Origin of the sequence: Rufibacter aurantiacus, from assembly GCF_017916345.1 — a bacterium.
In the GTDB taxonomy this organism is placed as follows: domain Bacteria; phylum Bacteroidota; class Bacteroidia; order Cytophagales; family Hymenobacteraceae; genus Nibribacter; species Nibribacter roseolus.
In genome coordinates this window covers 136377-149897 of the sequence record NZ_JAFMSV010000002.1, presented here as the reverse complement: position 1 = coordinate 149897, position 13521 = coordinate 136377, and the positions used below count along the sequence as shown (strand labels likewise).

Below are 13521 nucleotides of genomic sequence, written 5' to 3'. Positions count from 1 at the left end.
TTAAGCATACGATAGATGATAAGCAGAGCTAAAAGGTTTTTATTCCCTGCCCTGGTGGCCGGAGCCCTTTTTGCGGGCCTTACTCCCGGAGCCCAGGCCCAGGAGTCGCCCATGGAGGAAGACTTTTTCAAGATCATGCGTGTGCCTTCCCCGGAGGGGACTTTGCTGGAGGTAGGCGGTCTGGTGATTCTGCCCAACGGCGACCTGAGCATCTCCACCCGCCGGGGCGATATCTTCATTGTGGAGAACCCCACCAGCGCCAAACCGCACTTCCGGAAGTTTGCCTCGGGGTTGCATGAGGTTTTGGGTCTGGCCTACAAAGACGGCGCCTTGTACTGCGCCCAGCGCGGCGAGCTCACCAAGCTCATGGACACGAACAATGACGGTAAAGCCGATGTGTTTGAGACGGTGTATGCCTGGCCTTTGTCCGGGAACTACCATGAATACAGTTTCGGACCGAAGATTGCGCCCGATGGGTCTTTCTTCGTGACCACGAACCTGGGCTTCCCCGATCCGTGGTGGCATGCTACCAGTTTAGTGCCGTGGCGCGGCTGGATGCTGCGCATTTCGCCGGACGGGAAGATGGAGCCTTGGGCCACCGGCATGCGTTCCCCGGCCGGTCTGGGCATGATAGACGGCGAGATGTTCTACACCGAAAACCAGGGCGACTGGGTAGGCTCTGGTGGCGTCTGGCACGTCAAAAAAGGTGCCTTTACTGTACACCCGGGCGGGCTGCGCTGGACTAACATGCCCAACTCTCCGGTGAAGATGACCCGCGAGCAGGTATATGCCAAGATCAACCCTCGGTTTGATAAAGACGCGGGCGGCGGCCACGTGAAACCAGAGAACAAGGTGAACGAGCCCAACGTGACCATGTTTGATATGAAAAAGCAGTTCCCCGAGATGCAGTTGCCCGCTGTCTGGCTGCCGCACGGCATTTTGGGCATTTCCAACACTGAGATCCTGAAAATCCCCGAAGGGCATTTCGGGCCGTTTGAAGGGCAGTTGCTGGTAGGGGACCAAGGGCAGAGCAAGATCATGCGGGTGGTGCTGGAGAAAGTGAAAGGAGAGTACCAGGGCGTGGCCTTTGATTTCCGAAGCGGTTTTCAGTCTGGTGTTTTGCGCATGGCCTGGGCCCCGGACAAATCGCTGTTCGTGGGCGAGACGGCTCGGGGCTGGGGAGCGGCCGGTGAGGCCAGCGAAGGCCTGCAGCGCGTGATCTGGAACAACAAAGTGCCGTTTGAGATGCGCACCGTGAAAGCCATGCCAGACGGTTTTGAGGTGGAGTTCACCGCACCGGTAGACCGGAAATCAGGGGAGGACCTGGCGTCTTACAGCGTGGACAGCTACATCTATAAATACCACGCCGTGTACGGCAGCCCGCCGGTGAACACCAAAAAGTTGGCCGTAAAAGGCGTGAAGCTCTCTGAGGACGGCCTGAAGGCCCGGGTGCTGGTAGACAACCTCCGCGAGGGCTACATCCATGTGCTGAAGCTGGACGGCGTACGCGCTAAAGACAACTATTACACCCTGGTGCACCCCACGGCCTACTACACCCTGAACAGCATCCCCGAGGGTTCCAAACTGGCGATGAACGAGGTGAGCACCAGGAACTCATCGGCTACCACGCCTTCAAAAACAGTGGCGTCTTCCAAAAAAACAGCGGCTAAACCTCGTGCAACCGCAAACCGGCTGGCTTCTGGTGCACCGGCCAAGGCTGCTACTACTGCCAAAGGAAGTCTTGCAGTGGGTAATGTAGAGCCTAAGGCCAAACCTGCCAATGTGGTCCTGACTTTCAATGACGTGAAACCATTACTGGCCAAGAATACCTGTCTGGCTTGCCATACCGTTGATAAGAAACAGGTGGGCCCGGGTTTCCGGGAAATCGCGAAGCGTAAGTACACGAACCAACGGATTGTGGACCTCATCCATAACCCCAAGCCAGAGAACTGGCCCAACTACGCCACGCCCATGCCACCCATGCCGCAGGTTCCCAGGGCCGAGGCCCTCAAAATCGCGGCCTGGATCAATACTTTGAAATAAACCTCACTTAAATAAAGAACTACCGGCTCCACCTTCTGGAGCATTTCCAACATTCATTAAAGATTCAACCGCTTATGCACCTTTCCTCCACCCAAAAGATTTCGCTTGCCGCTCTGGCCCTTGGCCTGCTTTCCTTCTCCAAAACCCAGGCACAGGCCGTGGAAACCCCCAAACCGCCCAAGATGGTCCCCGAAATGACCGAGTTCTGGGAGCCTGAGCCGCGCAAAGTAACGCCGGGCGTGAATAATGCCGCGCCATCGGACGCCATTGTGCTGTTCAGCGGGAAAGATATGGCCGAATGGAAAGCCAAAGCGGGCGGAGACGCCAAATGGGAAGTGAAGAACGGCGCGTTCACCGTGGGCAAAGGTGATATCTCCACCAAAAGGGAGTTCCAGGATTTCCAGCTGCACATTGAGTGGAGCGCCCCCGATGAGGTAAAAGGCACGAGCCAGGGCCGTGGCAACAGCGGTATTTTTCTGCAGGACCGCTACGAGGTGCAGGTGCTGGATTCCTACAACAATCGCACCTACTCCAACGGCCAGGCGGGAAGTATTTACAAGCAGTTCCGGCCGCTGGTGAACGCCATGAACAAACCCACCGAGTGGAATGTCTATGATATCATTTACACTGCGCCACGCTTCAAAGAAGACGGTTCGTTGTTCACACCCGCCCGCGTGACGGTGCTGCACAATGGCGTGCTGGTGCAGAACAACGTAGAACTGAAAGGCCCTACGGAGTACATCGGGTTGCCCGAGTACAAAGCCCACGGCAAAGCGCCCATCAGCCTGCAGGACCACGGCAATCCGGTGAGCTACCGTAATGTCTGGATCAGGGAACTGTAACCTACAGCGCTGGGATCAAGGTTGAACAAGCCCTTTTGTGAAATCAAGCCCGAAACAAGCTGAAACATTGGGCAACCTTGTACGACCGAAGGATATTTTCTACACCAACCTTACCGGTTTTTCCGGGAATGGTTGGGAATTTGGTTTTAAGCCTATTTTTAGAGAAAGAAGCTTAAAACAACAATATCGCTTACAAAGCAGGGATTCGGCCAATGAACTCATTGGCCGAATCCCAAATGATTTTTAGTTACCTGTCAAGCCTACTTAAAATGAGATTATTTGGTAAGTCACCGTTGACTTTGCGTAGTACCAATGCCTCCGCAAATACGCCACCCCAGGGGGAAACACTTTCTCCCCGTTGGTTTGGGGCTGAATTCAGGAAAACAGGCGCTTTACGTTTCGGAGGCTTCAGCTCCTTGCTGGTGGCGGCCTGCCTTTTCATGTTCCTTTTCTCTTCCTGCGGCAAGCGGGACGGAGACCCCAGAATTCTGGTTTTCAGCAAGACGGCCGGATACCACCACAGCTCTATTTCCGCTGGGCAGAATGCCATCGTTGGCCTGGGGAAGGAGCACGGCTTTGCGGTAGATACCACCACCAACGCCGCCTACATCCAGGAAGACTCCCTGAAGAAATACGCCGCCGTGGTGTTCCTCAGCACCACCGGCGATGTCCTGAACCACTACCAGGAAGCTGATTTTGAGCGCTACATTCAGGCCGGCGGCGGGTTCGCGGGCGTGCATGCCGCCACGGACACGGAATATGGCTGGGGTTGGTACGGCCGAATGGTGGGCGCGTATTTCGCCAGCCACCCAGACCAGCAGGAAGCCATCGTGCGCGTTACCGATGAGAAACACCCGTCCACCGAGGGCCTGCCCAAAGAATGGAAACGGAAAGATGAGTGGTACAACTTCAAAAACCTGAGCAAGCAGGTGAAAGTGTTGCTCACTTTGGACGAGAAGAGCTACAAAGGCGGCACCAACGGGGACAACCATCCGGTAGCCTGGTACCATGACTTTGAGGGCGGGCGCGCCTTCTACACCGCCCTGGGTCACACCGAGGAATCTTACCAGGACAAGCTTTTCCTGCAGCATTTGCTTGCAGGTATTGAGTACGCCATAGGCGATAACAAGGAACTGGATTACGAGAAAGCCACCTCGTTGCGCGTGCCGGAAGAGGACCGTTTCGTGAAAAATGTGCTGACGCAAGGCAAGTTCACCGAGCCCACTGAGATGACCATTTTGCCGAACCTGGACATTCTGGTAGCCCAGCGCCGGGGTGAGCTGATGTTTTACAACCAGGGAAATGGCACTTTGACCCAAGCGGGCTTTCTGGATGTGTACCATACTTCCAGCTCAGACGCCAATGCGGAGGAAGGCTTGATGGGACTGGCCAAAGATCCGAACTTTGCTAAAAACAACTTTATATATCTGTACTACAGCCCGGCAGATACTTCCGTGAACCGGCTCTCCCGCTTTGTCTTCCGGAACGGGAAACTAGATATGGCTTCTGAGAAGATCGTGCTGGAACTGTATTCCCAGCGCCAGATCTGCTGCCACACGGGCGGTTCTATCGCTTTTGGGCCAGACAAACTGTTGTACCTGTCTACCGGTGACAACAGCACGCCTTTTGATGAAAAAGGCCAGGCCTACACGAATCAGGGATATGCGCCTTTAGATGACCGCGAGGGGCATTTGCAGTATGATGCCAGAAGGACTTCCGGCAACACCAATGACCTGCGCGGAAAGGTGATCAGGATCAGGGTAAAGGCCGATGGCTCCTACGAGATACCTGCCGGCAACCTGTTTCCTAGAAACCAGGCCAAAACCAGACCTGAAATCTACACCATGGGCCACCGTAACCCGTACCGCATCTCGGTTGACCAGAAAACAGGATTCCTGTACTGGGGCGAAGTAGGCCCGGATGCCAAGAACGATAGCTTAGCCACCAGAGGACCCAAAGGGTATGATGAAGTAAACCAAGCCCGTAAGGCCGGTAATTTCGGGTGGCCGCTTTTCGTGGCGAATAACTATGCTTACCACCGTTATAACTACGGTACCGGGGTTTCTGGTGAAACCTTCAATCCTGCCAGACCAGTGAATGACTCCCGCAATAACACGGGTATTGTGAATTTGCCACCGGCCCAGCCGGCTTTCATCTGGTACCCGTATGACGCTTCCCCGGAGTTCCCGCAGGTGGGTACGGGCGGCCGTAACGCCATGGCTGGTCCTGTCTACTACACAGACATGTTCCCGGAGAAAACCCGGTATGCCCAGTACTACCATGGCAAGCTCTTTATCTATGACTGGATCAGGGACTGGATCAAAGTCATCACCATGAAAGAAAACGGCGACTTTGATAAGATGGAGCCTTTCATGGAGCATGAGAAGTTCGCCGCTATCATGGACATGGAAGTAGGGCCAGACGGCAAGCTCTATATCCTGGAATACGGCAAAGGGTGGTTCACCGGAAACCCCGATGCCGCCCTCTCCAGAGTAGATTACCTATCCGGGAACCGGCCTCCTAAAATCACGAACCTGACGGTAGACCGCCAGAGCGGGTTGCTTCCTTTCACCGTTACCGCTACCGTAGAAGTAGCCGATCCGGAGAAAGACAACCTAAAATACCTCTGGACCATTAACGGGCTAAGAAAACTGACTGATACCCCGCAACTGGAACACACCTTCACCCAGGCCGGAGACTATGACATTATGGTAGAAGTCACCGATACCGAGAAGGCGACCTCCGGAAGAAAGGCCGTTACGGTGTACGCCGGTAATGAGCAGCCCGATGTGCTGGTGGCCTTGCCGGGCAACCGAAGCTTCTACTTTGAGGGAACGCCTGTCAAGTACCAGGTGCACGTGAACACGCCGGGTGGCCAGGTGAAGCCGCAAAACCTGTATGTGTCTGCTGAATACGTAGAAGGAAAAGACCTGGCGGGCGCCTCCATGGGGCACCAGGTGGCCTCCGCCACCCTGGTGGGCAGAACGCTCATGGAAAGCTCAGACTGCAAAGGCTGCCATAAGATAGACCAGAAATCTATAGGACCAGACTACCAGGCCGTGTCTAAACGGTACCTCAAAGATCCCAAAGCCACCTCACACCTGACGAACAAGATCATCAAAGGCGGCAGTGGTGTGTGGGGCGAGAATGCCATGCCGGCGCACCCAGACTTGTCAGAGGCAGATGCCCGGCAGATCGTCTCCTGGATTCTTTCTTTGGCCAGCCCAGCCAGCACCAAGCCTTCGCTTCCGGCTAAGGGAGAGGTTGTGCCAAGGGTAGAGCCGCAGAAGAAGGAGAACACCGTTCTGAAACTCACAGCCACTTATACCCACGAGGGCGGACCGGGCCTGAAACCATTGATGGGTTCCAGCGCCGTTCAATTGAGAAGCAACCAGGTAGATGTATCTGAATTCAAGGCGGTAAAAGGTTTCGCTAGTAAAGACTCTGCCGGAAGCAAATACCTGGTATTCCCTACAAGCGAAGGCTGGATCAAAGAAACCCTGGATCTAACGGACATCGCTTCTATTGATCTGATGGCGGTGAACAGTGGGTACCTGGGCACCTATGCCGTGGAAGTGAGAATTGGATCGGTGAATGGGCAGAGAATAGGCAGCGGACGCATGGCCTTCGGCATAGAAGGGCAGATCGTGAGCACGCGTATTCCAATCCGGGTTCCGCTAAACCTGCGAACCACGGAAGTGTACCTCATCTGTAAGGAAGTAAATGGCAGAGGAAATAACAGGCCACTTCTGAAAACGGTCACCTTTTCCCCCCAGGGAACTAATGCAGGAACCTCTGTAGCCATTAACCAAATGAAATAGAGCGGTTCTGAAGTTGAGTTTGCTCTTCCGTTTAGGGCCCGGTTTTAAAAAAACGGACCCTAAACGGAAGTAAAGGCAAAGAGGGTAAAGCATTGGAAGGGGTACTGTTATGGGCCTGATTTATGAAAAACGGCCTGAAAACAGGGAAACGCGAGGCTTAAATATTGAGCCACATCACAGGGTAAACCAGTAATGATTTATATATTAGAGAGTATTAATTCAAAAAATTAACCATGGAACAATTGATACACCAGAAACTCAGGTTGGGCATGATTGGCGGCGGACAAGGGGCGTTTATTGGCGCCGTTCACCGCATCGCGGCCCGATTGGATGGGGAATATGAACTTGTTTGCGGCGCTTTCAGCAGCAATCCAGAAAAGTCAAAAGCCAGCGGCGAACTGCTGGGCCTTTCCCCCGATAGAGTGTATGGTTCATACCAGGAGTTATACGAGAAAGAAAAGCAATTACCCGAGGATCAGCGCGTGCAGGTCATCAGCATTGTGACCCCCAACCACGTGCACTTTGAGCCTACCAAACTGGCCCTGGAGAGCGGTTTTCATGTAATCCTGGACAAACCCATGACCTTCTCTTTGGAGGAGGCCCTGCAACTGCGCGAAGTGGTGTCCCGCACCGGCAACCTGTTCTGCCTCACCCATACCTACACCGGTTACCCCATGGTCAAAGAGGCCCGGCAACTGGTGGCCTCCGGCAAACTGGGCAAAATCCGGAAAGTGTACGTGGAGTATCCGCAGGGTTGGCTGAGCACCTTTGAGGAAGGCGGCGACAACAAGCAGGCTTCCTGGCGCACCGACCCCAAGCAGAGCGGCATAGCCGGTGCCATGGGCGACATCGGGACGCACGCCTTCAACCTGGCTGAGTACGTGTCCGGGCTAGAAGTGACCCAACTCTGTGCCGATATCAACGTGGTGGTGGAAGGCCGCCAACTGGACGATGACGGCGCCGCCCTCCTGAAATTCAACAACGGCGCCAGCGGCGTGCTGTTCGCCACGCAGATTGCCGCCGGCGAGGAAAACAACGTCCGCATCCGAGTATACGGCGAGAAAGGCGGCCTTGACTGGCAACAGGACAACGCCAACACGCTCCTGGTGAAATGGCTGGACCGCCCCTCCGAGATTGTGCGCACCGGTAGTGGCTACGTGGGTTCTTACGCCCAGCACAACTCCCGCACGCCCGGCGGCCACCCAGAAGGTTACCTGGAGGCTTTTGCCAACCTGTACCGCAATTTCGCGCTGACCGTGAAAGCCAAACTCAGTGGCCAGGAGCCGCAGCCCGAGGCGCTCGATTTCCCGGGCATTAAGGAAGGCGTGCGCGGCATGGCTTTCATTGAGCAGGTCATCGCCGCTGGCCAATCAGAAAACAAATGGATACCGTTCACCATCTAGCATAGCCATGACCACTATACAAGGACCCGCTATTTTCCTGGCCCAGTTCCTGGGAGAGAATCCCCCGTTCAATGACTTAGAGTCTATCTGCAAATGGGCCAAAAGCCTGGGCTTTGAAGGGGTGCAGATCCCTACCTGGGCCACAAGCTATTTTGACCTGCAGAAAGCCGCCGAGAGCAAAACCTACGCAGATGAGATCAAAGGCATGGTAGAAAGTCACGGCCTAAAAATTACCGAGCTGTCCACGCACCTGCAGGGGCAACTGGTAGCCGTAAATCCGGCCTATGACCAACTGTTCGATGGTTTCGCACCGGAGGCCTACCGCAACAACCCCAAGGCTAGAACCGAATGGGCCGTGCAACAATTGACGTACGCCGCGCAGGCCTCCCGTAACCTGGGGCTCAACGCCAGTGCCTCCTTCAGCGGTGCCCTTTTGTGGCATACGGTGTACCCTTGGCCGCAGCGCCCTGCCGGGCTGGTGGAAGCCGGTTTCACCGAGCTGGCCAAACGCTGGACACCAATCCTGGATATCTATGACGAGCATGGGGTAGACCTTTGCTATGAGATACACCCGGGTGAGGACCTGCACGACGGTATTTCTTATGAGATGTTCCTGGAGAAAGTGAACAACCACCCACGGGCTTGTTTGCTGTATGACCCCTCGCACTTTGTGCTGCAGTGTCTGGATTACCTGGAATACATTGACTTCTACCATGAGCGCATCAAGATGTTCCATGTGAAGGACGCTGAGTTCAACCCAACGGGTAAGCAGGGCGTGTACGGCGGTTACCAGAGCTGGATTGACCGCGCTGGCCGCTTCCGTTCCCTGGGCGACGGGCAGGTGGATTTCAAGGGTATTTTCAGCAAACTAGCTGCTTACGACTTTAAAGGCTGGGCCGTGATGGAGTGGGAGTGCGCCATCAAGCACCCCGAGGATGGAGCCCGCGAAGGCGCCGTTTTCATCAAAGACCACATCATCCGGGTCACCGAGAAAGCCTTTGATGATTTCGCCTCCACCGGCGTGAACGAAGCCTTGAACAAGCAGATCCTGGGCTTGTCTTAATCTAGACAGATCAACCATATTGCTCTAAACCCCAGGCTGGATGCCTGCGAATGCCTCCAGCCCGGGAAAGGAGATTTCCATCTTGATTTTAACCTCTACACCTTCTAACAAACCGATACATATGCAAAATATCCAACGTTCAAAGCTCTTTTGGGCAAGCTGTTTTGCCCTCCTGGTAACGTCTCTGTCCTTCGGGATCAGGGCCGGGATTCTGAACCAGCTGGGGGTTGAGTTCCAGTTGAGCGCCTCTGAATTGAGTACCATCACGGCTACCGCTTTCTGGGGCTTTCCGCTGGCCATTGTGGTGGGGGGCTTCGTGGTGGATGCCATCGGGATGAAGCGCCTGCTGGTGGCTGCCTTCGTGTTTCACCTGGCGGGTATTCTGCTCACCATTTTCGCCCAGGGGTACTGGACACTGTTCCTTTCCACCCTGTTCATAGGCATCGCGAATGGTACGGTAGAGGCAGCCTGTAACCCATTGGTGGCTACCCTGTACCCGGAAAACAAAACCACCCGTCTGAACTATTTCCACCTGTGGTTCCCGGGCGGTATCGTGATCGGTACTTTGCTGGTGTTCCTGTTCACCAATCTTGGGTTGAGCTGGCAAATCCAGGTGGCCGTGATGCTGTTGCCAACCCTGGTGTACGGCTTCCTGTTCTCTAAACTTGATTTCCCGGTGACCGAGCGTGTGGCCTCCGGCTACTCTACCGCCGATATGTACAAAGCGGTACTGTCGCCGTTGTTCATCTTCATGTTCATCTGCATGTTCGGGACGGCCATCACGGAGCTGTTCACCGGCCAGTGGATTGATGTGCTCCTGAGAAACGTGACTGATAACGCATTGCTGATCTTAACCCTTACTACCGGGGTGATGGTGATCGGGCGTGGGTTGGCCAAGCCCGTGGTACACAAACTGAGCCCGGCCGGGGTGTTGTGTATTTCTGCCGTATTGGCGGCCCTGGGAATCTACCTGTTGAGCACCTTAACCGGTAATTCCATCTTCCTGGCTGCGATTGTGTTTGGCTTGGGCGTGACCTATTTCTGGCCAACCATGATCGGTTTCGTGGCGGAGAACATCCCTAAGTCCGGGGCCTTGGGCCTTAACCTGATGGGCGGAGCCGGTATGTTTGCGGTATCTATCTACACCGTGTTCATGGGCAGCTTCTATGACCGCATTGTGACCGAGCGCCTTCCTGCCGGGGCTGACCTGAACCAATACGTATCGGCGGCGCCGGGTACCGAGATGGCGACAGCCCTGAACAGTGCCAAGAACCTTGCTGGTCCAGAGGTGCTGCAGGCCACGCTGGTGATTCCTATCTTCCTGGCTATCGCATTCGCGGGGCTGTTCTTCTACATGCGCTCCCGCAGAAACAAGAACGTGCAGGATTCACGCTACGCTGCGGCCTAGTACAAACCAGAGACCGGCAGTTCATTCATTTTTTACCCTGACCCTTTGAAGCTGTTCTCTGAATGGCTCATGCAAACCATATGAAGAAGTGAAGAGGCATTCTGGGCCTGTTTTTGACAAAACAGGCCCAGAATAGAATGCTGAGCGCAAAACACAAGTGAAGAAAGGTATCCCGCCTCAAGCATTTGCACCTTTTTGCTGACTAGCATTCTGTCAGCCCTCGAGAGAATAAATTATGAGAAGTAAAGTTGTTTTTTCCGCAGTAGCAGTATTTATCCTTAGTATCACCATCAGCTGGGCCCAGCGTTTAGGTTCGTTCCGGGGCTCGGTTCAGAGCCGCAACGCCACCGGAATTCCCGGGGCTAACGTCCGGCTCCTGAACACCAACCTGAGCACCGTCTCAGATGCCCAGGGCCAGTTTCTCCTCAACAATGTGCCCGCGGGCCACTACACCGTGCAGGTAAGCGCAGTGGGTTTCGCCACCCTCACCCGCACCGTGCGGCTACCTGAGGAAGAGGCCAATCTGGTAATTCAACTCACTGAATCTGCCGCCCAGTTAGACGAGGTGGTGGTGAGTGCCCAGAAAGTAGAGGAAGACCTGCAACGGGTGCCCGCCAGCATCACCGCCCTCACCAGCCGCCAGGTGCAGGAATACCGCCTTTGGAGCCAGCGCGACCTTACCGGCATCATCCCCAACCTGTTCTCCTCAGACCCCGGCGATAACCGCAACCTGACCTCCATTAGGGGCATCGCCACTACATCCTATGACCCGGCCGTGGCCACCTACATTGATGGCGTAAACCAGTTCACCCTGGATACTTACCTGCCCGAATTGCTGGACGTAGAGCGCATTGAGGTGCTGCGCGGGCCGCAGGGCACTTTGTACGGCCGCAACGCCATGGGCGGGGTCATCAACATCATCACCCGCCAGCCCGGCAATACCACTAGCGGTTACGCGGCCCTTGATTTCGGGAACTACGGGCAGCAGCGCTACAGCCTGGGCATTAGAACGCCGTTGATCAAGGACAAACTGTTCCTGGGGGCCGCGGGCCTTTTCCGGAAGCAGGATGGCTTCTACACCAACACCTTCAACAACACCGACTTTGACCGCCAGCAGGTATTTGTGGGCAATTACTACCTCCGCTACCTGGTAAACCCCCGCTGGAACCTCACCCTGAACGCCAAGCACGCGGCCAACCGCAACCGCGGGGCATTCCCGCTGGCCTCCAGCATTGAGGAGGCCTTCGCGCACCCGTTTGAGGTAAACCAGAACTCGGTGGGCAAGATGATTGACAACACCTTCAACGGCTCCTTCATTGTGAACCATACCGGCCCCGCGTTCAACTTCACCTCCCAGACGGCTTACCAGTCTAACTACCGTATTTACAACCAGCCCTTGGACGGGGATTTCTCGCCCATTGACGGTGTTTCTATTGTGAATGCCTATGGCAAGGACTGGAACAAGGTAAAGGTCTTCACCCAGGAAATCAGGTTTTCCTCCCCTACCTCCACGGTCTCTAACTTCCAGTGGATAGCGGGTGCCTACGGGTTTTTCCATGACAACCCAGTGAAAGTAGGCACGCACTTCGGCGAGGACGCCGAAATGGTGGGCGCGCCTTTCCCTAATTTCACCAGCATCAACATCAACGACGGCGAGAGCTACGGTGCGGCTTTCTTCGGACAGGGAACCTACCAGATTCAGCCCAACCTGGAGCTGACCGCCGGCTTACGGTATGACTACGAGCACCGGAAACAAGCCATCCGGGGGGAGTTCCAACCCGATGGCGACGAGTCCATGGTGGTGCTCCCGGATACCTCTTCCACCGCCAGTTTCAAGGCATTCTCGCCCAAGGCCAGCCTGGCTTATCACCTCAGCGAGAATTACCACATGTACGGCTCCTACAGCCGGGGTTTTAGGACCGGCGGCATCACGCAGCTTTCCTCTGATCCCTCGCAGCCGCCATTGTTCGCCTATGACCCGGAATACAGCGATAATTTTGAAATCGGGCTGAAAACGGCTTTCCTCCAGAACCGCGTCACCGCCAACTTCTCGGCGTTTTACACCCAGGTGACCGATGCCCAGGTGCCTACGCTGGTGCTGCCGGAGGCCATCATCGTGACCCGCAACGTGGGCGAGCTGGAGAGTAAAGGCTTTGAACTGGAGCTGAACGCCACCCCGGCCAAAGGTTTGGAGGCCAGCTACAGCCTGGGCTACACCGATGCTGAATACACCAGCCTCACCGGCTCTGCCGATGGCGAGGAAGTGAACCTGGAAGGCAACAAGCAGGTATTCACCCCTGATGTCACTTCTATGCTGGCCTTGCAATATGGCTACGGCCTGGGCGCTACCCAGAGCGTGCGGCTGGTGCTGCGCGGCGAGTGGCGCTACCTGGGCAAGCAGTATTTTGACCTGGCGAACCAACTGTCGCAGAACGGTTTCAGCACCTTCAACGCCCGCGTGGGCGTGCAAGCCAAACGCTACGAAGTCTTCTTCTGGGGCAGAAACCTCACCGACGAGAAATACATTGATTACGCCTACAATTTCGGGGCGGCCCGCCTGGGCAACCCTGCCACCTACGGCGTTTCTCTGCGGGCGAATTTCTAGGCATGTATGGCCTTAAAGCGAGCCTGATTGATTTACAGAATACTTTTCACCGGCGATGGGTTTAAGGGCTGATTTTGCTAAAACAGGCTCTAAACCCATCGTTGGCTTCTTTCGCTTCCCTCGTCCCTGCACCTGTAAACGGTAAACACGCATATTTGAGTTGAGGGACAAAGTACAGGAGTCACCTTGGCCGATAGAGGTATCAGTAGGGCCAAAGCCCAGGTTTTCGTCCGGCAGACCGGATCAAGTGCATTTCCTGGCATTGTACCTTTGCTCAGATCAGGCCCGCTTCATCACCAAATGCGACTACTTCATGCTTATCTTGATTCGGTAGTG

At 55.3% G+C, this 13521-nt stretch carries 8 protein-coding genes; all 8 read left to right on the top strand.

Annotated features, from left to right (window positions below):
• Nucleotides 1-15: 15 nt before the first annotated feature.
• The gene (locus tag J3P34_RS06095) at nucleotides 16-2043 is read left to right on the top strand and encodes a c-type cytochrome (RefSeq protein ID WP_210487101.1); all 2028 of its coding nucleotides are present in this window, start codon (nucleotides 16-18) and stop codon (nucleotides 2041-2043) included.
• A 74-nt stretch (nucleotides 2044-2117) separates the two neighbouring features.
• Nucleotides 2118-2885, top strand: coding sequence for a 3-keto-disaccharide hydrolase (locus tag J3P34_RS06090; protein ID WP_210487100.1), 768 nt, complete (start codon nucleotides 2118-2120; stop codon nucleotides 2883-2885).
• 37 nt (nucleotides 2886-2922) lie between these two features.
• Nucleotides 2923-3132, top strand: coding sequence for a hypothetical protein (locus J3P34_RS06085; protein ID WP_210487098.1), 210 nt, complete (start codon nucleotides 2923-2925; stop codon nucleotides 3130-3132).
• 22 nt (nucleotides 3133-3154) lie between these two features.
• Nucleotides 3155-6706 (top strand): ThuA domain-containing protein, encoded by a 3552-nt coding sequence (locus J3P34_RS06080; protein WP_246853577.1) that lies wholly within the window; start codon nucleotides 3155-3157, stop codon nucleotides 6704-6706.
• A 233-nt stretch (nucleotides 6707-6939) separates the two neighbouring features.
• Nucleotides 6940-8109: a Gfo/Idh/MocA family protein gene (locus tag J3P34_RS06075; protein WP_210487096.1), complete on the top strand. Its 1170-nt coding sequence runs from the start codon at nucleotides 6940-6942 to the stop codon at nucleotides 8107-8109.
• 7 nt (nucleotides 8110-8116) lie between these two features.
• On the top strand, nucleotides 8117-9172 hold the full coding sequence (locus J3P34_RS06070; RefSeq protein ID WP_210487093.1) for a sugar phosphate isomerase/epimerase family protein: 1056 nt from the start codon (nucleotides 8117-8119) through the stop codon (nucleotides 9170-9172).
• Between the two features lie 121 nt (nucleotides 9173-9293).
• On the top strand, nucleotides 9294-10580 hold the full coding sequence (locus tag J3P34_RS06065; RefSeq protein WP_210487092.1) for an MFS transporter: 1287 nt from the start codon (nucleotides 9294-9296) through the stop codon (nucleotides 10578-10580).
• A gap of 235 nt (nucleotides 10581-10815) precedes the next feature.
• Nucleotides 10816-13185, top strand: coding sequence for a TonB-dependent receptor (locus tag J3P34_RS06060; RefSeq protein WP_210487091.1), 2370 nt, complete (start codon nucleotides 10816-10818; stop codon nucleotides 13183-13185).
• Nucleotides 13186-13521: the final 336 nt, after the last annotated feature.